General features: G+C 65.4%; 27 protein-coding genes and 1 pseudogene. 9 read left to right on the top strand and 19 right to left on the bottom strand.

The features are described from left to right. Positions 1 to 8 precede the first annotated feature (8 nt). The 3 genes from DK874_RS05700 to groL all read left to right on the top strand — a co-directional run bounded on the left by DK874_RS05700 (position 9) and on the right by groL (position 3132). Positions 9 to 1085: a DUF58 domain-containing protein gene (locus tag DK874_RS05700; RefSeq protein WP_240307609.1), complete on the top strand. Its 1077-nt coding sequence runs from the start codon at positions 9 to 11 to the stop codon at positions 1083 to 1085. Between the two features lie 97 nt (positions 1086 to 1182). Further along, positions 1183 to 1488 (top strand): co-chaperone GroES, encoded by a 306-nt coding sequence (gene groES, locus DK874_RS05705; protein ID WP_054647140.1) that lies wholly within the window; start codon positions 1183 to 1185, stop codon positions 1486 to 1488. Between the two features lie 12 nt (positions 1489 to 1500). Then, positions 1501 to 3132 carry a chaperonin GroEL gene (gene groL, locus DK874_RS05710; RefSeq protein ID WP_114313065.1) on the top strand — a complete coding sequence of 544 codons (1632 nt, stop codon included), beginning with the start codon at positions 1501 to 1503 and terminating at the stop codon, positions 3130 to 3132. A 43-nt stretch (positions 3133 to 3175) separates the two neighbouring features. On the opposite strand, the gene DK874_RS05715 is transcribed toward groL, so the two are convergent. Together DK874_RS05715 and dnaE are read right to left on the bottom strand one after the other, a co-directional pair. Then, entirely contained in the window at positions 3176 to 3709 is a 534-nt protein-coding gene (locus DK874_RS05715) for a DUF2726 domain-containing protein (protein WP_114313066.1), read from the bottom strand. Between the two features lie 62 nt (positions 3710 to 3771). Then, the gene (gene dnaE / locus DK874_RS05720) at positions 3772 to 8799 is read right to left on the bottom strand and encodes a DNA polymerase III subunit alpha (protein WP_114313067.1); all 5028 of its coding nucleotides are present in this window, start codon (positions 8797 to 8799) and stop codon (positions 3772 to 3774) included. A 140-nt stretch (positions 8800 to 8939) separates the two neighbouring features. Between dnaE and DK874_RS05725 the strand changes: the two genes are divergently transcribed. Then, a complete protein-coding gene (locus DK874_RS05725) occupies positions 8940 to 9500 on the top strand; it encodes a 5-formyltetrahydrofolate cyclo-ligase (protein ID WP_114313068.1) in 561 nt (186 codons plus the stop codon). On the opposite strand, the gene DK874_RS05730 is transcribed toward DK874_RS05725, so the two are convergent. From DK874_RS05730 to dnaX, 5 genes are all read right to left on the bottom strand, one after another. Further along, entirely contained in the window at positions 9497 to 10411 is a 915-nt protein-coding gene (locus DK874_RS05730; protein ID WP_114313069.1) for a 2-oxoacid:ferredoxin oxidoreductase subunit beta, read from the bottom strand. The genes DK874_RS05725 and DK874_RS05730 overlap by 4 nt on opposite strands. Before the next feature lie 2 nt (positions 10412 to 10413). Next, positions 10414 to 12267, bottom strand: a complete 1854-nt coding sequence (locus DK874_RS05735; RefSeq protein WP_114313070.1) for a 2-oxoacid:acceptor oxidoreductase subunit alpha — start codon at positions 12265 to 12267, stop codon at positions 10414 to 10416. A gap of 75 nt (positions 12268 to 12342) precedes the next feature. Beyond that, complete coding sequence (locus DK874_RS05740; RefSeq protein ID WP_114313071.1) at positions 12343 to 12804, bottom strand: phosphohydrolase; 462 nt, start codon at positions 12802 to 12804, stop codon at positions 12343 to 12345. A gap of 49 nt (positions 12805 to 12853) precedes the next feature. Then, positions 12854 to 13135, bottom strand: coding sequence for a metal-sensitive transcriptional regulator (locus DK874_RS05745; protein WP_114313072.1), 282 nt, complete (start codon positions 13133 to 13135; stop codon positions 12854 to 12856). Positions 13136 to 13142: 7 nt separating this feature from the next. After that, a complete protein-coding gene (gene dnaX / locus DK874_RS05750) occupies positions 13143 to 15011 on the bottom strand; it encodes a DNA polymerase III subunit gamma/tau (RefSeq protein ID WP_114313073.1) in 1869 nt (622 codons plus the stop codon). A gap of 17 nt (positions 15012 to 15028) precedes the next feature. Here dnaX and DK874_RS05755 point away from each other — a divergent pair, with 17 nt between their 5' ends. Next, positions 15029 to 15520, top strand: a complete 492-nt coding sequence (locus DK874_RS05755; protein ID WP_114313074.1) for a hypothetical protein — start codon at positions 15029 to 15031, stop codon at positions 15518 to 15520. Next, entirely contained in the window at positions 15513 to 16259 is a 747-nt protein-coding gene (gene argB, locus DK874_RS05760) for an acetylglutamate kinase (protein WP_114313075.1), read from the top strand. Before DK874_RS05755 ends, argB begins: the two co-directional genes overlap by 8 nt. Here argB and DK874_RS05765 read toward each other — a convergent pair. The 11 genes and pseudogenes from DK874_RS05765 to DK874_RS05815 all read right to left on the bottom strand — a co-directional run. After that, positions 16249 to 16518, bottom strand: a pseudogene (locus tag DK874_RS05765) (DJ-1/PfpI family protein); the annotation flags it as partial. The gene argB and the pseudogene DK874_RS05765 overlap by 11 nt on opposite strands. 24 nt (positions 16519 to 16542) lie before the next feature. Further along, positions 16543 to 16707, bottom strand: coding sequence for a hypothetical protein (locus DK874_RS12100; RefSeq protein WP_240307611.1), 165 nt, complete (start codon positions 16705 to 16707; stop codon positions 16543 to 16545). A 145-nt stretch (positions 16708 to 16852) separates the two neighbouring features. Next, the gene (locus tag DK874_RS05775) at positions 16853 to 17323 is read right to left on the bottom strand and encodes an NUDIX hydrolase (RefSeq protein WP_114313076.1); all 471 of its coding nucleotides are present in this window, start codon (positions 17321 to 17323) and stop codon (positions 16853 to 16855) included. A gap of 29 nt (positions 17324 to 17352) precedes the next feature. Continuing rightward, positions 17353 to 17949: a MazG family protein gene (locus DK874_RS05780; protein WP_114313077.1), complete on the bottom strand. Its 597-nt coding sequence runs from the start codon at positions 17947 to 17949 to the stop codon at positions 17353 to 17355. Further along, positions 17924 to 18367, bottom strand: a complete 444-nt coding sequence (locus DK874_RS05785; RefSeq protein ID WP_114313078.1) for a hypothetical protein — start codon at positions 18365 to 18367, stop codon at positions 17924 to 17926. The genes DK874_RS05780 and DK874_RS05785 overlap by 26 nt, the downstream gene beginning before the upstream one ends. Beyond that, a complete protein-coding gene (locus DK874_RS05790) occupies positions 18367 to 18705 on the bottom strand; it encodes a YbjQ family protein (protein ID WP_162798733.1) in 339 nt (112 codons plus the stop codon). The genes DK874_RS05785 and DK874_RS05790 overlap by 1 nt, the downstream gene beginning before the upstream one ends. A 10-nt stretch (positions 18706 to 18715) precedes the next feature. Continuing rightward, on the bottom strand, positions 18716 to 19465 hold the full coding sequence (locus tag DK874_RS05795; protein ID WP_114313080.1) for a hypothetical protein: 750 nt from the start codon (positions 19463 to 19465) through the stop codon (positions 18716 to 18718). After that, entirely contained in the window at positions 19462 to 19965 is a 504-nt protein-coding gene (locus DK874_RS05800) for a nitrous oxide reductase accessory protein NosL (RefSeq protein ID WP_114313081.1), read from the bottom strand. The genes DK874_RS05795 and DK874_RS05800 overlap by 4 nt, the downstream gene beginning before the upstream one ends. 62 nt (positions 19966 to 20027) lie before the next feature. Continuing rightward, the gene (locus DK874_RS05805) at positions 20028 to 20717 is read right to left on the bottom strand and encodes a nitrous oxide reductase accessory protein NosL (protein ID WP_114313082.1); all 690 of its coding nucleotides are present in this window, start codon (positions 20715 to 20717) and stop codon (positions 20028 to 20030) included. Next, positions 20701 to 21378: an ABC transporter ATP-binding protein gene (locus tag DK874_RS05810; protein ID WP_114313083.1), complete on the bottom strand. Its 678-nt coding sequence runs from the start codon at positions 21376 to 21378 to the stop codon at positions 20701 to 20703. The genes DK874_RS05805 and DK874_RS05810 overlap by 17 nt, the downstream gene beginning before the upstream one ends. Continuing rightward, on the bottom strand, positions 21357 to 22547 hold the full coding sequence (locus tag DK874_RS05815) for a right-handed parallel beta-helix repeat-containing protein (RefSeq protein WP_240307612.1): 1191 nt from the start codon (positions 22545 to 22547) through the stop codon (positions 21357 to 21359). The genes DK874_RS05810 and DK874_RS05815 overlap by 22 nt, the downstream gene beginning before the upstream one ends. 150 nt (positions 22548 to 22697) lie before the next feature. On the opposite strand from DK874_RS05815, the gene DK874_RS05820 reads away from it, so the two are divergent. The 3 genes from DK874_RS05820 to DK874_RS05830 are packed head-to-tail and all read left to right on the top strand — an operon-like array spanning position 22698 to position 24133. Beyond that, on the top strand, positions 22698 to 23198 hold the full coding sequence (locus DK874_RS05820) for a copper chaperone PCu(A)C (RefSeq protein WP_240307613.1): 501 nt from the start codon (positions 22698 to 22700) through the stop codon (positions 23196 to 23198). After that, on the top strand, positions 23195 to 23785 hold the full coding sequence (locus DK874_RS05825; RefSeq protein ID WP_114313085.1) for an SCO family protein: 591 nt from the start codon (positions 23195 to 23197) through the stop codon (positions 23783 to 23785). Before DK874_RS05820 ends, DK874_RS05825 begins: the two co-directional genes overlap by 4 nt. A 9-nt stretch (positions 23786 to 23794) precedes the next feature. Next, positions 23795 to 24133, top strand: coding sequence for a dolichyl-phosphate-mannose-protein mannosyltransferase (locus DK874_RS05830; RefSeq protein ID WP_114313086.1), 339 nt, complete (start codon positions 23795 to 23797; stop codon positions 24131 to 24133). A 14-nt stretch (positions 24134 to 24147) separates the two neighbouring features. On the opposite strand, the gene DK874_RS05835 is transcribed toward DK874_RS05830, so the two are convergent. Further along, positions 24148 to 24945: a ZIP family metal transporter gene (locus DK874_RS05835; RefSeq protein ID WP_114313087.1), complete on the bottom strand. Its 798-nt coding sequence runs from the start codon at positions 24943 to 24945 to the stop codon at positions 24148 to 24150. Positions 24946 to 24962 lie beyond the last annotated feature (17 nt).

Raw genomic sequence — 24962 nt, forward strand, 5'->3', positions numbered from 1 at the left:
AGGGCGCCGTGGCAGGGGTTTTGGGCCTTCTATCCCTCCTTCTCCTCCTCGCCCTTTGGCGGGCACCCCGGTTCGCCCAGGTCCGGGTCAAAGCCCAGGGCCTGGCCCCAGGTTTCCCCGGCCAGGAGGGAGAGGGGCAGGTGGCGGTGGAGGTCTGGGCCCCCCTTCCCCTTTTCTTCCGCCTGGAAAACCTCCCTGCGGCCCCCTTGGGCTTGGAACCCCGGGGGCTTTCCGGGATGGCCTGGGGGAAGATCCCGTTGACCCTGCCTCTTTCCTGCCGCTACCGCCGGCGGGGAGAGCATCCCCTACGCCTAATCCTCCGCTTAACCAGCCCCCTGGGCCTGGGGGAGAGGTTGCTCAGCCTGGAGGCAGGGAGGGTCTTGGTCTACCCCTCCCTGCGGCCCCTGCCGCCTTTTGAGCCCGCCCCCAGCTTCTTCCTGGAGGGAAGAGCCGAGCCCTTCGGCCTACCGGACCCCCTCGAGGCCAAGGGCCTCCGACCCTACCAGCCCGGGGATTCCTTGCGCCTCCTGGCCAAGCAGGCAAGCCTCCGGCAGGGGCGTCCCTTTGTGCGGGAGGTGGAAAAAAGCCTTCTGGGAGGCCTCTTCCTCCACCTGGACACCCAAAGCCTCCACCCCGCCTACCTGGACCACGCGGCAAGCCTCGCCGCCTGGCTCCTCCTGCAGGCGGAAAAGAAAGGAGCCCAATACGGCCTTTCCGCAGGGGAGGTCCTCCCCTTAGGGCGGGGAAAGGCCCACCTGGTAAGGACCCTCTCGCTCCTAGCCCGCCTGCAACCTACCCCAGGCCCCTCCCTTCCCCCCAAGGCCCCTTTCGGGAGCACCTACTTCCTCATCAGCCAGGGGGCGGAGGAATCCTTCCTGGAGGCAACCCTAAGGGGAGCCGCCCAGGCCCGGCAGGGGGTCCTTCTTCTGCTTCCCGAGGGATACTTCCTCTACCCGGGGGAAAAGGGCCGGGTAGCCTTTGGCAAGACCCCGGGCCTGGCCCGGGCCCTGGCCATGAAGGGCCTTCTCCTGGCCCATGGGATAAGCCTCCGGGTGGTGCGGGGCCACCAGACCCTCACCTTATAAAACCCCCCTCAACCCCCTTGACAAAAAGACGCGGGGGCAAAATAATAACCCTTGGTTTGACACTCTCGGCCTTTGAGCGTCAAAGGAGGGAGTGAGTATGGCTGCGGAGGTGAAGACGGTGATCAAGCCCCTAGGCGACAGGGTTGTGGTGAAGAGGATTGAGGAGGAGCCCAAGACCAAGGGCGGCATCGTGCTCCCCGATACCGCCAAGGAGAAGCCCCAGAAGGGCAAGGTGATCGCGGTGGGCACGGGCCGCATCTTGGAGAACGGGCAGAAGGTGCCCCTCGAGGTCAAGGAGGGGGACATCGTGGTCTTCGCCAAATACGGCGGCACCGAGATCGAGATCGACGGCGAGGAGTACGTGATCCTCTCCGAGCGCGACCTTTTGGCGGTCCTGCAGTAAGGGAGGTGAGGTATGGCGAAGATCCTGGTGTTTGACGAGGCAGCCCGCAGGGCTTTGGAGCGCGGCGTGAACGCCGTGGCCGATGCGGTGAAGGTAACCCTTGGCCCCCGGGGCCGGAACGTGGTCCTGGAGAAGAAGTTCGGCTCCCCCACCATCACCAAGGACGGGGTGACGGTGGCCAAGGAGATCGAGCTGGAGAACCACCTGGAGAACATCGGGGCCCAGCTCCTCAAGGAGGTGGCCTCCAAGACCAACGACGTGGCCGGTGACGGGACCACCACCGCCACCGTCTTGGCCCAGGCCATCGTGCGGGAGGGCCTGAAGAACGTGGCCGCCGGCGCCAACCCCTTGGCCCTCAAGCGGGGCATTGAGAAGGCGGTGGAGGCGGCGGTGGAGAAGATCCGCTCCCTGGCCATCCCCGTGGAGGACCGCAAGGCCATCGAGGAGGTGGCCACCATCTCCGCCAACGATCCCGATGTCGGCAAGCTGATCGCCGACGCCATGGAGAAGGTGGGGAAGGAGGGGATCATCACCGTCGAGGAGTCCAAGAGCCTGGAGACCGAGCTGAAGTTCGTGGAGGGGTACCAGTTTGACAAGGGGTACATCTCCCCCTACTTCATCACCAACCCCGACGCCATGGAGGCGGTCCTGGAGGACGCCTTCATCCTCATCGTGGAGAAGAAGGTCTCCAACGTGCGCGAACTCCTCCCCATCCTGGAGCAGGTGGCCCAGACGGGCAAGCCCCTCCTCCTGATCGCCGAGGACGTGGAGGGCGAGGCCCTGGCCACCTTGGTGGTGAACAAGCTCCGGGGCACCCTGAACGTGGCCGCGGTGAAGGCCCCTGGCTTCGGTGACCGCCGCAAGGAGATGCTCAAGGACATCGCTGCCGTCACCGGCGGCACCGTGATCAGCGAGGAGCTGGGCTTCAAGCTGGAGAACGCCACCCTCTCCATGCTGGGCCGGGCCGAAAGGGTGCGGATCACCAAGGACGAGACCACCATCGTGGGCGGCAAGGGCAAGAAGGAGGACATCGAGGCCCGCATCAACGGCATCAAGAAGGAGCTGGAGACCACGGACAGCGAGTACGCCAAGGAGAAGCTCCAGGAGCGCCTGGCCAAGCTGGCGGGGGGCGTGGCGGTGATCCGGGTGGGGGCCGCCACCGAGACCGAGCTCAAGGAGAAGAAGCACCGCTTTGAGGACGCCCTCTCCGCCACCCGGGCTGCCGTGGAGGAGGGGATCGTGCCCGGCGGTGGCGTAACCCTCCTCAGGGCCATCAGCGCCGTGGACGAGCTCCTCAAGAACCTGGAGGGGGATGAGGCCACCGGGGCCAAGATCGTGCGCCGGGCCCTGGAGGAGCCCGCCCGCCAGATCGCCGAAAACGCCGGCTACGAGGGCTCCGTGGTGGTGCAGCGCATCCTCTCCGAGACCAAGAACCTGCGCCTGGGCTTCAACGCCGCCACCGGGGAGTACGTGGACATGGTGGAGGCGGGCATCGTGGACCCCGCCAAGGTGACCCGCTCTGCCTTGCAGAACGCGGCCTCCATCGGCTCCCTCATCCTCACCACCGAGGCGGTGGTGGCGGAAAAGCCCGAGAAGAAGGAGTCTACCCCCGCTCCCGCAGGCGGCGGCGACATGGACTTCTAAAGTGGCAGGCTCAAGGGGCTGGGTCCAGACCCAGCCCCTTTTTTTAACCCCTTCCTCCCTTCTTGCCCTCGCTCCCTTGGACTTGCGCCAAGTGGGCCTCCAGAAGATGCCGGACTTCTTCCAAGGCGTACCCTTCTTTAACCCGCACCCGCATTAGGGATAGCCCCACCTGTCGTGCCAGGGCCTCCAGAAAACGGTCTCGCTCCCGGCGGTCTTCCCGTTGGTGACTTCGGTCGTCCAGCTCTATGGCCAAAAGGGGACGGGCGTCCTGGGCCCGCACAAGGAGAAAATCTATGTGTTTTGCCACCACCCGGTTTAAAGCTGCTTGCCGCTCCTTCCCCTCAGCATCTATATGGAGCAAGTCCGCCAAGCGCACCTTTGGCCACACCCTCACCCCTTCAGGCACCACCCTCTCTAGCACGCCAAGGAAGGAGCGCTCCGCCGGGGTAAGTACGGAATGCTTAAGGCGATACGGGAGGGAGGCGTCCCGCCCTCCTAGACCCTCTCTCTTACCCAGGGAGGCTAAGACGAAGATAACTAACCCCAAGAAAACCAGGGCGAAAAGGGGGCTTTCCATACTAGTGACAGTATACGGGTTTCAGGAAGCCAATCTGAGGGCTGCCGAGTTCCAAGAAGCCTTCAAAAGGGCACCACCTCCTCCTTGGGGCTAGCCCCACCATTCCCCTGCAAAAAGGCCTCCCGGTCCGGCACCAGGTAGGCGCGGAAGCCTTCCTTCTCCAGGGCCTCCAAGACCCCTTCCCCCACCCGGGCTTCCCGCAAGGAAAGGATGGCCTCCCCAAAGGGCCCCTGGACCCTCAGGTAGAGGGGAAGCGGCCCAGGGTGCTCGTCCAGGATGCTCTTTAGGAGGGTGACGCCTCCCTCGTCCAAAAGGGCGTGGTCCACCTCCACCTCCAGGGCCCTGGGGGCCTCGGCCACCTCCTCGTGGGTCCAGGCAGCCTGGGCGATCACCCTAAGCCCCCCCTCCTCCCGTTCCACCTCCGCCAGGACCAAAAGAGGGGTGTCCTCCTTGAGCTTGGGGGAGACCCCCTCATAGGCCCGGCCGAAGGCCACCACCTCCAGGGCCCCGGTCTCGTCGGAGAGGGTAAAGCGGGCCATCATCCCGCCGCTACGGGTGGGCTTGCGCACCACCTCCTCCACCATGCCCGCAAGGAGCACCCTGGCCCTTGGGGGAAGGCCCTGGATGAAATCGGCTAGCTCCTCCAAGGGGCAGCTGGCCACCTCCCTTAGCCCCGGGTAGCGGAGCACAGGGTGGCCAGAGACATAGATGCCCAAGGCCTCCTTCTCGTAGCGGAGCCGGGTGATCTCGTCCAGGGGCGGGGCCTCCAGCAAGGGGGGCTCCATGTACCCTTCCGCCTCGGCAAAAAGGCCCAACATCCCCGAGCGCGCCCGCTTTTGGCTTTCCGCCGCCCAGCGAAGGAGGGGTTCTAAGGAGGCGAGAAGCCTCGCCCTATCCCCAAAGGCGTCAAAGGCCCCCGCCTTGATGAGGGACTCGAGGGTGCGCTTGTTCACCACCTTCTCGTCCAGGCGCTTTAGGAAATCCCCCAGGCTCTTAAAGGGTCCACCCCGCTCCCTTTCCGCCAGGATGGCCTGGGCCGCCCCCTCCCCCACGTTCTTCACCGCGGAAAGGCCAAAGAGGATCTCCTCCCCCACCACCTTGAAGTCAAAGCCCGAGCGGTTGATGTCCGGGGGCAGGACCTCAATGCCCATGGCCCGGGCGTCGCGGATGTACTCCGCCACCTTGTCGGAGTCGTGCCGCTCCACGCTGAGGAGGGCGGCCATGAACTCCACGGGGTAGTGGGCCTTCACGTAGGCGGTCTGGTAGGAAAGGAGGCTGTAGGCGGCGGCGTGGGAGTTATGGACGATGACATCCTCGGCCAGGAAGGTGTGGGTGCCCTCCACGGTGAGGTCGTAGACCTCCTCCTCCCCTAAGGGCTCTATGGCCTCCACCCGGTCCCAGTAGATCTCCGCCCCCGCCAGGCGCCAAAGGGCTAGGCTTCCCGTTAGGGCCGCAAGGCGCACCACCGTGGAACGGGAAAGCCCTAGACGGCCCTTGCCGGGCCGCAAAAGCCCCTGGGCCAAACCATGGGCCGCCAAAAAAGCCCCCTCCTTACCCCCGGAAACCTGGGCCAAAGCCTCCTTGACCAGAGGGAGGAAGGCCAGGGGCAGAATATCCTTGGTGCTCCTTCCCTCCCCCTTCCAGGAGGAAAGAAGCCCCTCTAAGTCCCGCTTCCTCTTGCCCAAGAGGTAAGGCCCCACCAGCCTGGCAAAACGCCAGGCCGCCTCCAGGCCCCCAAGCAGGTAGACCACATAGCCCTTTCGCCCCCCTCCATAGGGGAAATGCTTTTCCACCAGTCGGCTTTGCAGGCCCAGGCGAAGGAGAAGGTGTTGCACCCCTTGGGCCAGGGCCTGGGAAGCGGTGGCGTAGAAGATGAGCTTTCCCTTGGGATCCACTCCCCCATCCCCCATCCAAAGCCGCCCCAAAAGCCTTGCCACCCCCTCCAAGGGAAGGCCAAAGACCCTTTCGGGCAACCGCTTTTCCCTGGCGGAGAGGCCCATCAGGCCCATCTCCCGCAGAAACGCCTCCGCTTCCGAGGGCACCTTGCGGTTTTGCCGGCCCACATAGAGGTGGGCCACCCCCCGGCGCCAGACCAAGCGGGTACGGGTGTTGGCAAAGCCCGCCAAGGCCTCCTGCATGGCCAAAAGCTCCTCTTCCGAGGAGGTGTAGAGGTAAAAGCCCGAAGGATGGCGAAGGTTTCCCTCGCTTAAGGCAAAGCCTAGGAGGTCCAGCTCATGGGGCCTCAAATCCTCCGAGGGTTGGTAGGGCAGGTACCGGGGTAGGGCAACGAAATCCCCTGGGCGAAGCCTCCCCAGCTCCCGCCAGCCTTCCGGGGTGTAGAGGGGGTGGTTGGCCGTGGCCTCGAGGACCCTTCCCGTGGCGGTGCGCAAGCGAAAGACCATGGCCCGGCCGCTGGGGAAGGCGGCCAGCACCCGTCTTGGCACCAGGCGCAAGGTGGCCTCATCCAGGGAAACCACCAAGACCCCCTTGGCCTCACCCCGCACCAGGGCCTCGATGGGTACGGGCTTCCCCGTGCGGTAGTCCACCACCCGGGTCCTTCCCGGCAGGCACTTGTTGAAGCCATAGTTGGCAAAAGCCTCCAGCATGTCAAAAAGCCGGTTGGCCTCCTCCTCGGGGACGCCCCGTTCCTTGGCCCCCCGCACGAAGCGCTCCCGGTGCCTTTGCATCTCCTCCACTTTCTTCTTGCCCATGGCCCGGCGGAGGAGGTCCGCCTCCCCTAAGGAGTAGCCCGCCACCTGCGAGGCGATCTGCATGATCTGCTCCTGGTAGACGGGGATGCCGTAGGTCTCCTCCAGGATGGGCCTTAGGTACTTCTCCGCATGGGGGAACTCCGCATAGCTCACGGGCTCCTGGCCATGGTGGCGGCGGATGTAGGTGGGGATGTGCTCCATGGGCCCCGGGCGGTAGAGGGAGACCAAGGCGATGATGTCCTCGAGGCGCCTGGGCTTAAGCCCCCGCACCGTGGCCGTCATGCCCCCCGACTCCAGCTGGAAAACCCCCTTGGTCTCCCCCCGCGCCAAGAGGGCGAAGGTCTTGGGATCGTCCAGGGGCAGGCGGTCGTAGTCCAGCTCTACCCCCTTGGACTCCTTGACGATCTTCTTGGCCTCGTCCAGGAAGGTGAGGGTGCGCAGGCCCAAAAAGTCCATCTTCAAAAGCCCCAAGGCCTCCACCGCCCCCATGTCGTACTGGGTCACGGGCCGCCCCTCCTGGTCCCGCATGAGGGGGACCAGATCCGTAAGGGGCTCTTGGGCGATCACCACCCCGGCGGCGTGCACGGAGGCGTGGCGGTTTAGGCCCTCCAGGCGCATGGCCACCTCTATGACCTCCCGCACCTTGGGGTCCTTTTCCATCTCCGCCTTCAGCTCCGGCACCAGCTCTATGGCCTCGGCCAGGGGCTTGGGCTTGCCGAACTGCACGGGGATCAGCTTGGCCAGCTCCTCCGCCTTCTTGTGGGGGATGCCGTAGACCCGGGCCACGTCCTTGAGGGCCGCCTTGGAGGCCAGGCTCCCGAAGGTGCCGATCTGGGCCACCTTGTCCTCCCCATACCGCTGGCGCACGTACTGGATTACCCGGTCCCGCTCCCGGTCGGAGAAGTCGGTGTCGATATCCGGCATGGAAACCCGCTCGGGGTTCAGAAAGCGCTCAAAGAGGAGGCCAAAGCGCAAGGGGTCGATGTTGGTGATGCCCACGGCATAGGCCACCAGGCTCCCAGCGGCGCTTCCCCGGCCTGGCCCCACGGAAACCCCATGGTCCCGGGCCCAGTTGATGTAGTCCTGCACGATAAGGAAGTAGCCGGGAAAGCCCATGCGCTCGATCACGGAAAGCTCGTAAAGGGCCCGGTGCAAAATGGCCTCCGCCGTCCACTCCCGTACCCCTTCCAAAGGGGGCAACTGGGGCCGAAGGGCTTCCCAGGCCTCCCCCTCCACCTGGGCCAGGGCCTCCGCCAAAGCCTCCCCGTCCCCGTGAGGGGGGATACGGCCCAGAAGGCGGAAAACCTCCCGGTAAAACCCCTCGGTGATCCGGTCCGGATACCGGGCAAGAAGCCCTTTGAAGGTGAGCTCCCGCAGGTACTGGGCCTCTTGCTTGCGCAAATCTGTTTGCCCTGCGGGCAAAGCATCTTGCTTGCGCAAATCCGTTTGCCCTGCGGGCAAAGCACCGGTCCTGCCCTCGGGGAGGGGGAAGCGGGGGATGCGGTAGACCATCCTGTCCCCGATGGGGAGGTCCACGTTGCACATGCGGGCGATCTCCACCGTGTTGTCAAAGGGCTCGTCCCCCCATTCCTCCTCGGGGAGCATGGCCCGCATCTCCTCGGGGGTTTTCACGTAGAACTCGTCACAGGGGAAACGCCAGCGCTCGGGGTCGTCCAGGGTGCTCTTGGACTGGATGGCCAGGAGCACCTCGTGGGCCCGGGCATCCTCCTTTCTCACGTAGTGGCCATCGTTGGTGGCCACCATCCCCAGGCCGTACCTCTTGGCAAACTCCTTGAGGACCTGGTTCACCTTCCTTTGCTCAGGAAGGCCGTGGTTCTGGATCTCAAGGAAAAAGCGGTCGCCGAAGATGGCGAGGTACTCGTTGAGCCGGGCCTCGGCCAGGTCCAGGCGGTCTTGCAGGATGAACTGGGGGATTTCCGCCCCCAGGCAACCGGAGAGGGCAATGAGCCCCTCCGAATGCTCCCGAAGAATCTCCCGGTCTATGCGGGGCTTCTCGTAAAAGCCTTCCAGGTAGGCCCGGCTGGCCAGGCGCACCAGGTTCTGGTAGCCCTTGAAATCCTTGGCAAGAAGCGTGAGGTGGAAGTAGCCTCCATCCAGGCCCTTACCCCTTTTGCGGTCAAAGCGGCTTTCCGCCGCCACGTAGGCCTCGTAACCGATGATGGGTTTGATCCCCATGGCGGTGGCCTTCTTGTAAAACTCCACCGCCCCGAAGAGGTTGCCGTGGTCGGTCATGGCCAAGGCGGGGTCTTCGGGGGAAACCTCCTTCACCCACTTCAGGAGATCGGAAAGCTTCGCCGCCCCGTCCAGGAGGGAGAACTGGGTGTGCTGGTGCAGGTGGGCGAACTTAAGGCGGCCCATGGAGTCCAGTCTAGCAAGCGCCTGGCATCCCTCCGCCAGGTATAATCCAATGCAATGATTGAGGACTTGGCCAACCCCATCAGCGCCACCGAGGCCCGGGTTCACTTTGGAGGGCATTACCGTGCGCTATGTAGAGCCCCATGACCTTGGGTGAACTTAGGGAAGAGGTCTGGAACACCCTGGCCCGCTACGACCTGGCCCTCCACCCCACGCCCCCCCACGGCCACCATCCCAACTTTCTGGGGGCTAAGAGGGCGGCGGAGCGCCTCCAAGCCACCCCCGAGTTCCAAAGGGCCAGGCTCATCCTGGTGGGGATGGATGCCGTCTTAAAACCCTTAAGGGAAGCGGCCCTAAGGGCGGGGAAAGCCCTCCTCCTCCCCCATCCCGACCGGCCGGGGGAGTTTTTGCTCCTTAAGGACCTGGACCCAAGGAGGCTCAAGCGGGTGCGGGAGGCCTACCGCTATGGGACAAAGGCCCGCCTCGAGGGCCAGCCCATAGACCTGGTGCTCATCGGGGCCGTGGCCGTGGACGAGGAGGGGGGCTGGGTGGGAAAGGGCTACGGCTTCCCCCAGGCCTGGCTTTCCGTGGACGCCCCCTTCGCCACCCTAGCCCATGCCCTCATGGTCTACGCCAAGTTGCCCGTGGAACCCGAGCGCCGGGTGGACCTGATCGCCACCCCGGCGCGGCTCATCCGGCCCTAGAGGGTGAACTCCTTGAGGAGCCCCTCGAGGTCCAAAGCCTCCTGCTGGCCCAAAGCGGGATAGACCTCGGGGTAACGGGTTAGGTAGGCCCGCAGGCGCTCCTCAAAGGTGGGCACCTCCGCCTTCCAGAAAACGCCTATGGGGATCCGCTCCCCCCACTCCACCGCTTTCTCCTGGAACCGGGCCATCCTTTTGTCCAGCTCCTCTGGGGGAAGCCCTTCGGGAACATAGGGGTCGTACCCCTCGTCCTGGAGCCTATAGAGCCTGGGGGCAAACCACTCCTTGGTGTGCAGATCGTTGTAGGTGGGGCAGGGCTGGAGCACGTGAAGGAAGGCCAGGCCCTTGTGGGTAATCCCCTCCTTGATGAGCTCCTTGAGTCCCTTCACGTCGTAGGCATAGCCCCGCCCAATCCAGGTGTATCCGGCGGAGAAGGCGAGAAGCAGGGGGTTGATGCGCCCCTGGGGGTTGGGCTTGGGAAGGCTTTTGGTCTTCTCCCCTAGGCCCAGGGTGGGACCCGCCTGCCCCTTGGTGAGGCCGTAGACCTCGTTGTCGTAGAGGATATAGAGCATGTCCACGTTGCGGCGGCCTGCGGCCACAAAGTGCCCAGCCCCAATCCCCAGACCATCCCCATCCCCCCCCACCGCCACCACGGTGAGGTGGGGGTTGGCCAGCTTGGCCCCCTGGGCCACGGGGAGAACGCGGCCGTGGAGGGTGTGGACCCCGTAGACGTTTAGGTAATGGGGGGTCTTGGCCGAGCAGCCAATGCCCGAGAAGATGGCCGTCTGGGAAGGATCCCTTCCCAGCTCAAAAAGGGCCATCTGCAATGCGGAGAGGATGCCGTAGTCCCCGCAGCCCGGGCACCAGTCCGGTTGCTTTTCCGCCTTGTAGTCAGCAAGCTTCAGCTCCAGCATGGTTAGACTCCCTTCCTCAACACCAAGCGCTCCGGCGCCTCTTGGGAAACCACCAGCCTCAAGGCCTCCACCGCCTCATCCAGGGTGATGGGGCGGCCGTTGTACTTCAGGATGCGATGGTGCACCCGCCTCAAGGTCTCCTGTTGCACCAGGTCCGCCAGCTGCCCCGAGTAGTTGTGCTCCACCGTAACCAGCCTTTTTCCCTCCAGAAGGGGGCCAATCTCGGGGAAGGGCCAAAGGAGCCTGAGGTGCAGGTACCCTACCTCCGGGAGATGGTCTAGGGCTTCCAAAAGGGTGCCCTTCACCGTGCCCCAGCCCAGGACTAAGACCTCCCCATCCCGGAAGAGGGTGTACTGGTCCTCTGGGGGAATCCCCTTGCGGGCGGCCTCCAGCTTTCGCATACGCTTTTCCATCTGGTATTCCCGGAGGACCACGTCCTCGGTGATGTGGCCCTGGAGGTCGTGTTCGTCCGAGGTCATCCAGTAAAAGCCCCCAGGGGTCCCGATGGGGATAAAGGGGGAAACGCCATCCTCCGAGGGCGCATAGCGCTCATAGGGGCCAAAGCCCTCCTTCCTAGGCTCAAGCCGCTTTTCCCCATCCAGGGAAAGCACCCTTAACGCCTCCTTGGGGAGGCTTTGGGCCATGGAGGCCAAAAACTTGTCCAAAAGGTGCACCACCACCGTCTGGTAGCGCCAGGCCCAGGCCAGGGCCTTTTGGGCATCCAAGAAGGCATCCTCTATGTCCCCCGAGGCCAGGACGATCCTGGGGTACTCCCCGTGCCCGCCGCGAATGGCGAACATCAAGTCCCCCTGTTCGGTGCGGGTGGGCAGCCCCGTGCTGGGCCCACCCCGCTGGTAGAGGGTTACCACCAAGGGGGCCTCGATCATGCCGGCAAACCCCATCCCCTCGGCCATGAGGCTGAAGCCGGGGCCGCTGGTGGCGGTGGCCGCCTTGGCCCCGGTGAGGGCCGCACCCACCGCCATGGTCACGGCGGCGATCTCATCCTCCGTCTGGACCACGGCCACGTCCGCCCCGGTAAAGGCGGTGTGGGCCTCGAGGTAGGTGGACTCGTCGGTGGCGGGGCTTATGGGGTAGTAGGTCTGGAAGCGAAGCCCCCCGGCCAGCTTGCCCAAAGCGGCCGCCTGGGCCCCGCTGAGGTAGACCCGGCCCGGCTCGTACCCATTAAGGTGAAGCTGGAAGGAAAGCTTGGGCATTTCCTCCCGGTAGACCGCCTGGGCCACCCGTTGGTTTAACTCCAACACCTTGCCCCTAAACTGCAGGGCCAGGGCCTCCAGCAAGGGCTCTAGGGGAAAGCCCAGGAAGTGGAGGCTCGCCGCCACGGCGATGGCGTTAAGGGTGCGCCGAGCCTGGAGGGAGGGAACCCCCAGCTCCGCCCCGATCCGGTCCGCCACCTCCTCGTAGGGGTAAGGAAGCGGCTGAACCCCTGCCTCCACAAAGGCCGCAAGAAGGTCTTGAAGACTGGGGTTGGCTTTGCGGAAGCGTTCCGCCAGGGCATCGGCCACGCGGTGGTCCAGCATGGGTAGGCCCCGCACCGTGAGCCCCAGCACCTTGGGGTCGTAGAGCAAGACCCCTCCCGGCCGGACCTCGTCCAGGTGCCGGGCCAGGGTCTCCCCGTCCAGGGCCACCAGCATGTCCACCTTTTCTCGGAACGTCCCCACCGGTTTTCGCGAGAGGCGCACATCCAGGTAGGAGTGCCGCCCCATGATGTTGGAGTGGTACTCCCGCTTGGTGGCCACCCACCAACCCCCCTTGGCCACCGCCCGGGCGAACAGGGTGGCCGCCGTCTCTATCCCGCCCCCTTGGGGGCCGCCCACGCGCCAGGTGAAGTCTTCCATAAGCCCTCCTTCGCTCTTTGATACCCTACTCCTTAAGGGTCCAGCTTGGCTAGGGGCATTTGCCCAAAAGGGGGTTCATTCCTCCTGGTCTGCCCAATGAAGCCTTTTGCCCCAAAGGCTCTGGGGGCGATGGTGCTCCAATACCAAGGTCCGCACCTCCGGGTCCTGGATGCGCTCCGCCGCATACAGGGGGTGGTGGCAGCGCACCTGGAAGGCCCCCATGAGCCCTCCCCGCAAGGGGTAAGGAGGTATTGGGGGCGTGTAAAGCCCGGTTAGGATGCGCTCCAGGGGGCGGTAGGGCCTTACGGCCTTCCCCGCATCGTGGAGAAGGGCCGCCCGGACGGCAAAGGGGGGAGCGTCCGGGTACCGCTTCAGGAGCCTTTGGGCCACCCGCACCCCATGGGCCCGGTCCCTGGGGTCCATGGAAAGGTAAAGGGCACGCTCTTCCCCTTGCAAAAAGGCCAAAGCGAAGGCATCGTCCGGCTTTTCCCCTCGAGGAAAGAAGGCCTGGAAGAGGCGCCTAAGCCTCTTCCGCACCTTCGCAAGTCCCCGTCCTAAGCCCTGGCTCCTGGCACCCGGCAAGGGACTAGATGAACTTCCTCAGCATGGTGGCGATCTCCTCGGGCTTCTTGGGGTCCACCTTGCCCTCGGAAACCTCGGCAGCGCAGATGTTGAGGAACTCCTCCAGGATCAGGGAGGCCGCCGCCTCCATGGCCTTTTTGGTGGCGGTCATCTGGGTGAGGACCTCGTCGCAGGGGCGCCCCTCCGCCACCATCTTCTGCAAACCCCTCACCTGGCCTTCTATACGCCGTAGCCGCTTGAGGATATTCTCCACGGTGTCTTGCCCCAACTCGGTGGTCTTGGTCATGAGGGCATTATATACCAGTACCCCCTATGTCGTCTTCGCTCACCGGTTCCTCGGCCTCGGGAAGCCTGGGCCTGCGCACCCAAAGGAGCCGCGCCCCCAGGAGCCGAGCAATTTCGGCCAGGCGCCGGTTGGGATCCCCAGGATCCCTGGGCGGCACCTCCGCCTGAACCTCCTGGCCAGGGGGGTCCGGGGGCTTTCGCCAAGGAGCCTCCCCAGAAGGGAACCCTTCCACCAGCCCGGGCATGGCCTCCCACGGATCCGGCTCCACCCGCCCTTCGGGGGAACCCCTGCCCTCCCGGAGATCCCCTTCCGGCAGGGCTACGGAAGAAGGCTCGGAGGCCTTAGGCTCTTCGGCCGGCCCACCCCGGGTGGGTTTTTCCTCGGGCAATGGGAGGTTTCGGGAAAGGGGCCTAGGGTTTAGGCTTTTTTTTTCCAGGAGGAAGACCAATTCCTCCACCCCGAAGTGGGCCCGCACCAGGGGAAGAAGGGTAGCCCTCTGCTCCTCAGCCCGTCTGTGGTGGAAGGCCTTGCTCTCGGGGAAGCGGAGCAAAAGGCGCCCCTCCTCCAAGCTTGGCCGGGCCTCCCTGAGGAAGGCCCGTAGGGTGGGCTTCAGGGCCTCGAGGAAGGCCCTCCACCTCCCCGCCTGATCCCCCTCCTCCCCCCCGGGGGGACCCGCCTCCTTAGGGCTTGGCGGCGCCAAGGGCTGGGTGGGGTGGAACTCGGGCAGGTCCTCCCCGGAGGCCGCTTGCTTAGGCCAATGGGCTGGCCCTTCAGGCGCAAGAGCCCCCACCTGCGGCGCTTCCCCAGTAGGAAGGCCGGCCGCGGGCCAGACCTCCCCCTTACCCAGCCCGGAGGGGAAAACCCTTGCCGCCTGCAACAGGGAAGCTTCCAGGGCCAGGAGGTCCGAGCGCTTGGCCATGCGCTCCATGGCCTCGTCCAGGGCGGTGAGAGCCCCCAGCAAGGCCTCGGGAGGAGCCTCCATCCCCTCCCCCGGCAGGCCGTAGGCGGCGTAGAGGGCCTCCCGGATCACCTCCATGAGCCCCCCCACCAGGCTTCTCGGGGCGAAGCCCTGGGCGTAAAGCCCCCTGGCCAGGGAAAGCACCTCCTTGAGGTCCCCCCGGGCCAGGCCCCGGGCCAGGCGGGATAGGGCTTCCTTGGGCGGAAGGCCCAAGGCCTCCTCCACCCGCTTGCGGGTCAGGGGGCCCTCCAGGAGGAGCAGGCGGTCCAGAAGGCTTTCCGCATCCCTAAGCGCCCCGTCCGAAAGCCTGGCCACCAGGAGGAGGGCATCCCCGTCCGCCTCCCTTCCCATCTCCTTGAGGATGCGCCAGAGCTTAGAGGCGATCTCCTCCTCCGTGAGGCGGCGAAAGCGGTAGTGCTGGGTGCGGGAAAGGATGGTGGGGGGCATCCTTTCGGGCTCGGTGGTGGCGAAGATGAAGAGCACGTGGGGTGGGGGCTCCTCCAGGGTCTTCAGGAGGGCATTGAAGGCGCTTTTGGAGAGCATATGGGCCTCGTCCAGGATGAAGACCTTCCTGGGGGCGGAAAGGGGAGCCAGGAGGATCCTCTCCCTCAGCTCCCGCACGTCCTCCACCGAGTTGTTGCTGGCGGCGTCGATCTCCACCACATCGGGGTGGGCCCCCTTCTGCACCGCCTGGCAGTGGGCACAAACCCCGCAGGGGCGCTCCGCCCCCTGGCATCCCACGGCCATGGCCAAAAGCCGGGCGGTGGTGGTCTTCCCCACCCCCCGGGGACCGGAAAAGAGGTAGGCCTGGGCCAGCCGTCCTTCCCGGACGGCCCGCATGAGGGGCTCCTTCACGTGCTCCTGGCCCACCAGCTCCTGGAAGGTGAGGGGGCGGAGCTTGCGGTACAGGGCACCCACAAGGGCTAGTATAGGGCTTGGTGCGGAGCTTTCTCTCCCTCCACGTGGAGGCCCCCTTGGCAAGGGTGCTGGCCTGGGCCCAAGGCAAAACCCAGGGGGCGGGGGTCTACCTGGTCCCCGACCCTCCCTGGGTGAGCCTGTACCATGAGGCCCTCGAGGCCCAGGAGGACCCCCAGGCCATCCGGGCCTTCCTGAAGGAGCTTTCCCAACTGGGAAGGGCCTTGGCCTTTTTGGTCCTGGCGGAGGAGGAGCTTCTCTTCCTCCTGGCCGAGGGGGGAGAGGTCCAGGCGGAGCTGGCCCAGGGGAAGGAGCTGGGGAAGCGGCTTATGGCCCCCTCGGAGCTGAAACTCCATCTAGAGAAAGCCGCCCGCATGCCCCCCATAAGCGCGGTCCAGGCCCTGGCCGCCCACTTCGGCCTCCACCCCGACCACGCCGCCTTGGGCTTTTTGGACCTTTTGGAGGCCGAGGAAACGGGAGGCCTGCCGGAGGAGGTGGTCTACCTTGAGTGATCCCCTTTTGGTAAAGGTGGGCGGAAGCCTTAGGGGCGCCGAGGCTCTCCTGGAGGAGCTGGCGGGCTACCCCGGCCCCCTGGTCCTGGTGCACGGGGGTGGGCCGGAGATCGGGGCCTGGCTTTCCCGCCTGGGCTGGGAAAGCCGCTTTGAGGGGGGGCTAAGGGTAACGCCTCCTGAGCACATGGAGGTGGTGGAGATGAGCCTATGCCTCACGGGGAAGCGCCTGGCGGAGGGGCTTTCCCGAAAGGGCCGAAGGGCCCTTTCCCTTTCCGGGCGGGACGCCCTTTGCCTTAAGGGCCAAGCCCTCCCCCACCTGGGCCGGGTGGGGGAGGTGATAGGGGTGGAGGTGGGCCTGCTCCTGGACCTCCTGGAAAAGGGCTACACCCCCCTCCTCGCCCCCATCGCCCTGGACGAGGAAGGCCCCTTGAACGTGAACGCCGACACCGCCGCCTCCGCGGTGGCCGGGGCCTTGGGGTGGCCCGCCCTTTTCCTCACGGATGTGCCCGGGGTCTTAAGGGACCCCAAAGACCCCTCCACCCGCTTCCCCCACCTCACGCCAAAGGAGGTGGCGGAGCTGAAAGCCTCAGGGGTGATCCAAGGAGGCATGATCCCCAAGGTGGAGGCGGCCTTAAGGGCCCTAGAGGCAGGGGCTCCCTGGGCGGCCATCGCTCGCGGGGAAAGGGGGGTGGTGGCCGGGGTCTTGCAGGGGGAGAGGGGAACCCGGTTCACCCTTTAGCCAGAAGCTCTAAAAAAGCCAGGACGAATCCGGGCAGGTCCTTGGGACCCTGGGCGGTCACCAGGTTGCCATCCACCACCACCCCGGCCTCCTGGTAAAGTCCCCCGGCGTTCACCAGATCATCCCGGATGGAGGAAAACCCCGTGACCCGCCTGCCCCGCACCAGCCCGGCGCTGATGAGGACCCAGCCTGCGTGGCAGATGGCCCCGATGGGCCTTCCCTCTTCCCCCACCCGCCGCACCAGGGCCAGCACCTCTGATACCCTTTCCTCTTGTTTCCTTCGCTAAGCCCCAACGAGATGACGCCTACCGGAGGCCCTTTCCGGGGCCCCCACCCTGGCGCAAGCCAGGGTGGGGTGGTATGAGCTCCTCCTCAGGTAATCGGGGGCAAAGCCCCCGGGGATAAGGAGGCCTGCCACCGCCATCTCCATGGCCTCCTTGGCCCCCATCTCCGCCTTCCAGGAAAAGCCGGACTTGGCCTTGTATTCCCGGGCCTCCGGGCCGATGACAAGCGGGGTATAGCCGGCCCGTCAGTGTTCCCCTTACGGGGAAGCAACCTGCACCCGGTAATAAGGGTAAAGGAACTCCCGCTCGTCAAAGAGGTCCGAAAGGAGAATCCCCACTCGCTTCACGCCAAACCTCCAGGAACTCCCTAAGGATATTCCCCGTCACCCCCCAGATGTCCACCCCCCGCCAGGGGAAGTGCCAGACGGTGCGGCCATGGCGCACCTCGCTCCAGGGGGTGATCTGCAGAAGCTCCCTTAGCGGAGCCAAGAAGACCTCGGCCACCTCGAGGGGGTTGGGCCTTAAGGGAGGAAGGTCCTCTCGGAAGACCACCACCGGCTGGACCAAGAAGCCTTGGGGGGAAAGGACCGGGGCCAGATACCCCAAGGGCTCCACCCCCAAAAGGCCCACCTCCTCCGCGGCCTCCCGCAAAGCGGCTTCCACAGGGGTTTCCCCCGGTTCCACCACCCCCCCGGGGAAGCTGATCTGCCCGGCGTGGGTGGGGAGGTGGGGGCTTCTTAGGGTGAAAAGGAGGCTTTCCCCCAGAAGGGGCACGGCCACCGCCGCCAGGCGGAAGCCCTGGGGAAGGGCTAGCCCCTCTGGCAGGCTCTCTGGGAGCGCCTTCTTAAGGCGGTTTCGGGGTCCAGGCCCCTCTTGGCGAAAAGCCCCACCAGGTTCCAAAGCGCCTCCTCGAGGTCCCCCTTCTCCAGGGCCCTCCTTAGGCCCTCCTCGCTTCCCGGATCCACGCCCTTCCGCTGGAGCTCGTAGGCCCGAAGCAGGGTGGGAAGGTGCTTGGGTAGCCCACAGGGCTCCTCCTGCTTTCCCTCCTCCGCCTTCAGCTCCTCCCAACGGGCCTTCACCTCCTCGGGGGTTTGGGCCACGGCTTCCCCGAACACATGGGGGTGGCGGCGGATGAGCTTTTCCACGATGCTTCTTTCCACGTCCCCATAGGAGAACCGCCCCTCCTCCTCGGCGATGACGCTGTGAAAGGCCACCTGCAGGAGCACATCCCCAAGCTCCTCGGCCATCTCCTTGGGGTCCTTACGCAAAAGGGCATCCGCCGCCTCGCTGGCCTCCTCCAACAGGTAGGGGATAAGGCTTTCGTGGGTCTGGGCCCGGTCCCAGGGGCACCCCCCGGGCCCCCGGAGACGGCGCATCACCTCAAGAAGCCGTTCCATGCCCCCCATTCTCCCTCAGAAGGACACCCCCCGCCAGGGAAAGGCCCACCAAAAGGAGGGAAAGGGGATCCACACCCACGGGCTCCAACACCCACCCCCCAGGCCCCGGGGTGGGCAGGCCCGTGGTGCGGGTGAGGAGGAAAAGAAGGAAAAGGAGCCCCACCAGCCCCCGGCCCAGGCGAAGCCAGCCCGAACCTATGGGTACCTCCAAAAGGGGCAGGAGAAGGAGGGCCAGGCCATAGCCCATCTGCAGGGCCAAAAGGCCCATAAAAAGCACACCATACCAAAACCCCGGGGTCTGAAAGGCCAGGGCGGGGTTCTGCGCCAGGAAAAGGTCTCCGCAAAGCCCCCCACCCAAGGGGGTTTTCCCGAAGCCCAAAAGCTGAAGGAAAAAGGGAAGGATAAGGAGGGCAGCAGCAAGCCGCATCAGTAGCGCTCCCTTACGGGCTCCAGGCGCACCGCCGTGCCATAGACCAGGATCTCCGCTGCCCCTTGGAGCACGCTGGCCGTGGCGTACCGCACCCCCAAGATGGCATGGGCCCCTAAGCGCTTGGCCTCCTCCAGCATCCTGCGCTCCGCCTCCTCGCGGGCCTCTTTCAGCATCTCCGTGTACTCGGGGATCTCCCCGCCCACCAGGGTACGCAAGCCCGCCAAAAGGTCCTTGCCCAGGTGCTTGGTCCGTACCGTGCTCCCCTTGACCACCCCCAGCACCTGGGCCACCCGGTAACCGGGCACCTCGCCCAGGGTAGTGAGCAGGATATCCATGGCCCCCATCCTACCGGTCCCGGCGGGCGAAGATGAGGGAACCCAAGAAGGCCAGGAAAACCCCCAAAAAGACCAGGTAAAAAAGCCCTAGCCAAGGCCCCACCTCCCCAAGCCGTTCCGCCACCAGGTACCCTATGGGTCCGGTAAGCACCGGGGCTTTCAGGCCAGAAAGGAGCCCCACCCGGTGGATCTCCTGAGGGTTCAGGAGGAGGGCCAGGGTGAGGAAACCTTCCAAGGGGTACTCCCTTAAGCGCACCGCCAAGGCCACCACCAGGGGCCCATAGAGCACGTTCAAAAGGCCAAAAAGACCAAAGCCCAAGCCCAGGGCCCGCCGCTCGTCCAAAAACAAGGCGGCCAAAAAGGCGGCAAGCCCCACCCAAAAGACCAGGATGCCTACCCCGGAAAGGAGGAGCCAAAGGGTGGCCCTCCCGGATAGCCCCAACACCCCAGCCCCCAGAAGAAGGCCGGGAAGAAGGGGCAGAAAAAGCCCCAGGAAGACCCCCAAAATCCCCTCCCCAAAGCCCCGGAAGGCCCCCAGGGGAAGCCCCAGAAGGAAGGCCCACTCCTCCCTCGAGGCCAAAAGGGGCACGGCAAGGGCCAGGACCAGAGGCGGCAAGAGGAGCAATAGCCCCGAGTAAAGCCCCACCAACCCCACCCCTTCCCCCCGGCCCAAAAACCCCAAGCTCAGGAGAGGAGGCAGAAGGAAAAGGCCAAAGGTCCAGGGGTTACGGGTTACCTCCTTAAAGAAAAGAGGGCTCATGGGGCCTTAGCCGGGGCGAGGACATCCGCAGGCACCCAAGGCCGCCTTTCCCCCTCCCTTAGGGCCTGGGCCCAGGTGAGGACTCGTCCCCCCGCCCGCTCGGGCCGCTTCTTAAGGTACTTCTCCAGGGCTTCCCGGCTACCAAAGGCCAAAAGCCCCGAACCCATGGGGGTGCGGACCTTGGGGTTATGGTAGAGCACAGCCTTTTCAGCCGCCACCCACCTGGGGGCGGTGCGGGTGCTTTCGGCAAAGTCCGCCAGGTACACCTCTTTGGCCGTGGGGCTGGGCCCGCCCCAGCCGTTCAGCTGGTCCAGGAGGCAGGCGGGGTCGTCATAGAAGAAGGCCTTCCCCTGGGGGTTCACCGCCTGGGCCGCATACCGGGCGTCCAGAATGGTCATGAAGCAGTAGGGGCAGGCCTCCACCCCCACCCGTAGGGCCCGGGGGGCCGCCAAGGCCTGGAGCAGGAAAGGAGCCGAGAGGAGAAAGGTTCTGCGGTTCATGGGTCTTTGAACACCTTTAGCCCTATAGGAAACCCTGGGCAGGCCAGGGGCTCCTCTTCAGCTTAGTGGCTAGGCTCCTCCTTCTCGCCCAAAAGCCCAGCATGCTGGGCCAGAAGGGCCACCAGGTTCATCTCCGGCAAGGGGGCCAGGTCCCATAGGGTCTGGAAGCGGTAGAAGCTTTGGCGGCCATGCTGGGCCTTGTTCTTCTCGGCGAACTCCTGGGCGGCCTTGGCGCTGGCGAAGGCCAGGAGCCTGGCGTTCATCACCACCATCATCCTCTCCCCCCAGTAGAAGGTGGCCTGGCGGGCGGGGATGAGGCGCACCGTCTCCTGGGGCTTTGCGGGGTCGTAAGCCCCCCGGTCGGTGACATAGAAGGTGGTCCCCTCCCCGTCCCTAAGCCCATGCACCCAGGCGTAGTTCACCATGCAGGCCAGGCTCTCGAAGTGCAGGGCCTCCACCACCTGCTTGGGGTTGTGGGGGGCAGGCCGGGGCTCCGAAAAGGCGATCTGGCTGTAGGTCTGCTCAAAGAAACCCTTGGGGAAGGTGCGGCCCCGCCACTGGCCTTCAGGGGTCTTGATGGGCATGCCGCAGAAGGCGCACGTGCCCTCATCCCAGGGGATGGGCTTGGCGGCAACCCGCATCCCCCCAGCAGGAGCCGGGCTTTCCCCACCATGCCCCATGTGCTGGGCCAGAACCGGCCCCGCCACCACCAGTCCACCCAAAGCCTTGAGCACCTCACGCCGATTCCTCATAGAGCACCTCCATTAGCCAGGGGAGGCGTTCTCCCCTTGGGCCCAAGACCTGTTCCGGGGAGCCTTCCTCCAGAACCTGCCCCCCTTTAAGGAGAAGGAGGCGGCCTGCCCTCCTCGCCTCCTCCACGTGGTGCAAGGCGATGAGCACCGCCCCCTCCCCTTTGGCCTCCACCCAGGCCCAAAACCGCTCCCGGCCCTTGGGGTCCAAGGCGGCAGTGGGCTCGTCCAGAAGCCAGATGGGAGGGTTGCCCATGAGGCTTGCCGCCAGGGCCAGGCGCTGGCGCTGGCCTCCGGAAAGTTCCCCCACCCGCTTTTCCAGAAAGGCCCCCAGGCCCATGCGCTCCACCGCCTCCTCCAAGGCTTCTTGCCCTAGCCCCTTTACCCCTCTTGCCCCCTGCAAAAGTTCCCAGGCCCGCAGGTGGGGGAAAAGCCTGGGGGTCTGGGGGAGGTAGGCCCTAAGGGGCAAGGCCTTGGGGTCCTTGGGGGCATGGCCGAAGAGGCTTGCCCTTCCCCCATCGGGCCGAAGCCGGCCAGCCAGGATGGCCAAAAGGGTGCTCTTGCCCGCCCCATTGGGGCCCAAAAGCCCCACCACCCCTCCTGGCACCCTAAGGCCCACCCCCCGAAGCCTCCCCACCTTGGTTAGCCCCTCCGCCACCACCATAGAATCCCTCCCACAACTCCCAGGAACGCCCAGAGGCTTAGGGAAAGGTCCCGGTCCAAAGGAGCCGCCTGGGGATCGGCCAAGGCGATGAGCCTAACCCCCGGCACCTGGGCCTCCGCGGCCTCCCAGAGGATGACCCCAGGAGAAAGGGCGAAAAGGGAAAGCTCGGGCTGCCGGGCAAGGAGAAGGGCGAAGCTCCCCGTGGGCAGATGGGGAAGGGGAAGGCCAGAGGCCCGGTCGTACCGGTTCCCCACCACCTGGGCCTTGGCCAAGGGGTCGTCCACCAAGAGGTCATAGAGGTTGCCCCCAAAAGCGTTCCCCTCCACCTGGGCCGAGTTTTCCCCCCTTTCCCGGGTGAGGCGCAAGGCGGTGCCGTTTTCCTGGAAGCGGTTTCCCGCCACCCGCACCTGGACGGCGTCCATCAGGACCAGGCCCAGGGTGTTTTCCGCAAAGAGGTTGTCCAGGACCTGGGTTCCTCGCTCGTCCTGCAGCAAAAGCCCATAACCCACGGGGCTTTTGTGCCCGTAAAGCCGGTTTTCCCCCACCCGGTTTTCCGCCCCGTGCATCACGGCATTGCCGATGCCGTTGCCCCAGGAATGGTTGCCCTGGATTTCCACCCCCCAGGAGAACATCACGTGAAAGCCATAGCGGCCGTTATTCTCCAGAAGGTTCTCCCTGATCCTCATCCCTGGGCTGTACTCCACATAGACCCCGTCCATGAAACCCCAAAGATGGCTTCCCTCCACCAGGGCCTGCGGGCTGGAGTAGACCAAAACCCCGGGGGATTGGCCCAGGCCCCGGGCCTTAAGCCGCCGGAGGGTAGCCCCTGGGGAATCCTCCACCCGCACCGCGGCGGGGGCTTCTTCCACCGCCACATCCTCCAGTAGGCACCCCTCGCACCCCCGCAGGTAGATGGCGGCGTCGGGCTCAAAAAAATCCTCCTCGGATCCTGCCCCCACCACCGTTAGCCCCCGCACCCGTATCCCTGGGGCCAGGAGGCTTAGGGTGTGGCCCCCCTTCCCCCGGAGCACCGCCCCTTTTCCCTCCACCACCAGGTTTGGGGTGGTAAGGACCAAGGGGCCCTCCACCTCCCCCTTTAGGCGGAGTACCGGGGCCGCCCAGGCGGAGAGGAGGGAGCACGCCAAAAGGGGAGGAAGAAACGCCCGCATTCTCCCCCAGGGTAAGAGGGGGGAAGGGGACATTTGTACTTCACTTGCCGGGTTCCTTTCCTCCCCACCGCCTGGTACCCTAAGGGCGTGAGGCCTATCTCCTTTCTGTCATATCCTTTCCTCCTGTTTCGTTCTCTAAGCCCCAAGGAGATGACGCCTACCGAAGGCCCTTTCCGGGGCCCCCACCCTGGCGCACGCCAGGGTGGGGTGGTATCCCGGGGTTTTCCCAGAGGTTTAGCCCTAGGGCTAAGCCTGCTCCTGGGCGGGGCCGCCTGGGCCCAGGCCCTGGCCACCCCCGGCTGGGTGCGCCTGGTACCCCCGGTGGTCAAGGACACCGCCGCTTACCTGACCCTGGAGAACCGGGGGAAGGCCCCTTTGCGCCTGGTGGGGGCGGAAACGGAGGTGGCCGAGCGGGTTTCCATCCACAAAGACCATCGGGAGCACCGGGGGGGGCAGGTGGTTTTGGGCATGCGCCCCCTCCCCTACCTGGACATTCCGGGAGGGGGCAAGGTGGAGTTCCGCCCGGGGAAGTACCACCTTATGCTGGAAGGGCTTAAGCGCCCCCTGAGGGCAGGGGAAAAGGTGACCCTGGTCCTGAAGTTCCAAGACGGTAGCAGGCTTAAGGTGATCCTGCCGGTGGAGATGCGATGAGAGGAAGACTCGCCTTGCCCGTCCTGCTGGTCCTGGCCCTGGTAGGGGTGGCCTATCTCCTCTTGCCCAAGGGCACCCATAGCTTCTACGGCACCCGGCTTTTGAACCCCAAGCCCGTGGACTTTGCCCTCGAGGGGCCCCAAGGCCCGGTGCGGCTTTCCGATTTCAAGGACAAGCTGGTCCTCATCTTTTTCGGCTACGTCCACTGCCCCGATGTCTGCCCCACCACCATGCTGGCCCTGAAGCGGGCCTATGAACGGCTTTCCCCTAAAGAGCAAGAGAGGGTGCAGGTGCTCTTCATCAGCGTGGACCCGGAGCGGGACACCCCAGAGGTATCCGACCAGTACGCCAAAGCCTTTAATCCGAGCTTCCTGGGCCTTACGGGAAGCCCAGAAACCATCCAGGAGGTGGCCCGCACCTTTGGGGTCTACTACCAAAAGACCCAGTACCGGGGCCCAGGGGAGTACCTGGTGGACCACACCGCCACCACCTTTGTGGTAAAAGGGGGCCAGCTGGTCCTTCTCTTCAGCCCGGACAAGGTGGAGGAAACGGAGAAGGTAGTGGGGGACCTCAAAGCCTTGTTGTAAACTATCCCCATGGATTTCCTCAAGGATTTGCTGCAAAGGATTTCCGAGAAGGCCCGTTCGGCCACCAGCGAAGTGGAAAAGCGCTTAGAGGAGCTTCGGGAAAAGCTGGACCAGGACAAGGACGGCAAGCCCGACCTGGTGGAAAAGGCCCTTCAGGAAGCTCAGAAGGCCCTCGAGGAGGCCAAGGCCCGCCTGGCCGAGCTGGACCAGGACAAGGACGGCATCCCCGATAAGCTGAAGGAGCTTTCGGAGAAAGCGGCCCAGGCCGCCGAAGCCGCCAAGGCCAAGGCGGAGGAAGCCGCCCGCCTCCTTAAGGAACGTCTGGGCAAGGGGGATTCCCCCTCCTAACCCCCAGGAAGGGATTAGCCTAAGGCCACGTCCAGGGCCATCATGAGGGCGAAGCCCGTCATCACCCCAAAGGTGGAGATGTCCCCGTTGCCCTCCGCCTGGCTTTCCGGAATCACCTCCTCCACGATCACGAACACCATGGCCCCTGCCGCCAGGGCCATGAGGTAGGGCAGTAGGTAAAGCATCTGCGTGACCAAAAGGGCTCCCAGCAAGGCCCCAAGGGGCTCCACGATGGCGGAAAGCTGGCCGTAGAACCAGGCCTTTGCCGCCGGGATACCTGCCCGCCTTAGGGGCCAGGCCACCGCCAACCCCTCCGGCAGGTTTTGCAGGCCGATGCCCACCGCTAAGGCGATGGCCCCACCCAAGGTGGCGGCTCCCGTAGGGTCCAACCCTGCGGCTCCAAAGGCCACCCCCACCGCCAGGCCCTCGGGGAAGTTGTGGAGGGTGATGGCCAGGATCAGGAGGGTGGTGCGCCGCCACAGGGTGCGAATCCCCTCCTCCTGCGCCCCTGGCCCCAGGTGCACATGGGGAAGGAAGCGGTCCAGGAGGCGCAACAAAGCCCCACCCAGAAGGAAACCCACCACCGCAGGCACCCAGGGAACCATCCCCTGAGCCTCAGCCATCTCCATGCCCGGAAGGAGAAGGGAAAAGACGCTGGCCGCCAGCATCACGCCAGCGGCGAAACCCAGCATCCCATCCAGAAGCTTGCGGCTGGGCTCCTGCGCCAGGAACACGCTGGCGGCCCCCACCGCGGTGAGCCCCCAGGTAAAGAGCCCTCCCAAGAGGGCGTAGAGGAAGACCGGGGTTTCCATGGCCCCAGTTTAGGCTT

The sequence above is a fragment of the Thermus caldifontis genome (assembly GCF_003336745.1).
Lineage (GTDB): Bacteria > Deinococcota > Deinococci > Deinococcales > Thermaceae > Thermus > Thermus caldifontis.

Excerpts from the sequence above, each read along its gene's own strand:
- DK874_RS05780 (WP_114313077.1), bottom strand. The coding sequence starts at position 17,949 with ATGGGGGGCATGGAACGGCTTCTTGAGGTGATGCGCCGTCTCCGGGGG.
- DK874_RS05800 (WP_114313081.1), bottom strand. The coding sequence starts at position 19,965 with ATGAACCGCAGAACCTTTCTCCTCTCGGCTCCTTTCCTGCTCCAGGCC.
- groES (WP_054647140.1), top strand. The coding sequence starts at position 1,183 with ATGGCTGCGGAGGTGAAGACGGTGATCAAGCCCCTAGGCGACAGGGTT.
- DK874_RS05735 (WP_114313070.1), bottom strand. The coding sequence starts at position 12,267 with ATGGAAGACTTCACCTGGCGCGTGGGCGGCCCCCAAGGGGGCGGGATA.
- DK874_RS05815 (WP_240307612.1), bottom strand. The coding sequence starts at position 22,547 with ATGCGGGCGTTTCTTCCTCCCCTTTTGGCGTGCTCCCTCCTCTCCGCC.
- DK874_RS05830 (WP_114313086.1), top strand. The coding sequence starts at position 23,795 with ATGGATTTCCTCAAGGATTTGCTGCAAAGGATTTCCGAGAAGGCCCGT.
- DK874_RS05785 (WP_114313078.1), bottom strand. The coding sequence starts at position 18,367 with ATGCGGCTTGCTGCTGCCCTCCTTATCCTTCCCTTTTTCCTTCAGCTT.
- DK874_RS05725 (WP_114313068.1), top strand. The coding sequence starts at position 8,940 with ATGACCTTGGGTGAACTTAGGGAAGAGGTCTGGAACACCCTGGCCCGC.
- DK874_RS05790 (WP_162798733.1), bottom strand. The coding sequence starts at position 18,705 with ATGGATATCCTGCTCACTACCCTGGGCGAGGTGCCCGGTTACCGGGTG.
- dnaE (WP_114313067.1), bottom strand. The coding sequence starts at position 8,799 with ATGGGCCGCCTTAAGTTCGCCCACCTGCACCAGCACACCCAGTTCTCC.
- DK874_RS05805 (WP_114313082.1), bottom strand. The coding sequence starts at position 20,717 with ATGAGGAATCGGCGTGAGGTGCTCAAGGCTTTGGGTGGACTGGTGGTG.
- groL (WP_114313065.1), top strand. The coding sequence starts at position 1,501 with ATGGCGAAGATCCTGGTGTTTGACGAGGCAGCCCGCAGGGCTTTGGAG.
- DK874_RS05810 (WP_114313083.1), bottom strand. The coding sequence starts at position 21,378 with ATGGTGGTGGCGGAGGGGCTAACCAAGGTGGGGAGGCTTCGGGGGGTG.
- DK874_RS12100 (WP_240307611.1), bottom strand. The coding sequence starts at position 16,707 with ATGGGGGCCAAGGAGGCCATGGAGATGGCGGTGGCAGGCCTCCTTATC.
- DK874_RS05730 (WP_114313069.1), bottom strand. The coding sequence starts at position 10,411 with ATGCTGGAGCTGAAGCTTGCTGACTACAAGGCGGAAAAGCAACCGGAC.
- DK874_RS05820 (WP_240307613.1), top strand. The coding sequence starts at position 22,698 with ATGACGCCTACCGAAGGCCCTTTCCGGGGCCCCCACCCTGGCGCACGC.
- DK874_RS05825 (WP_114313085.1), top strand. The coding sequence starts at position 23,195 with ATGAGAGGAAGACTCGCCTTGCCCGTCCTGCTGGTCCTGGCCCTGGTA.
- DK874_RS05835 (WP_114313087.1), bottom strand. The coding sequence starts at position 24,945 with ATGGAAACCCCGGTCTTCCTCTACGCCCTCTTGGGAGGGCTCTTTACC.
- DK874_RS05715 (WP_114313066.1), bottom strand. The coding sequence starts at position 3,709 with ATGGAAAGCCCCCTTTTCGCCCTGGTTTTCTTGGGGTTAGTTATCTTC.
- DK874_RS05795 (WP_114313080.1), bottom strand. The coding sequence starts at position 19,465 with ATGAGCCCTCTTTTCTTTAAGGAGGTAACCCGTAACCCCTGGACCTTT.
- DK874_RS05745 (WP_114313072.1), bottom strand. The coding sequence starts at position 13,135 with ATGACCAAGACCACCGAGTTGGGGCAAGACACCGTGGAGAATATCCTC.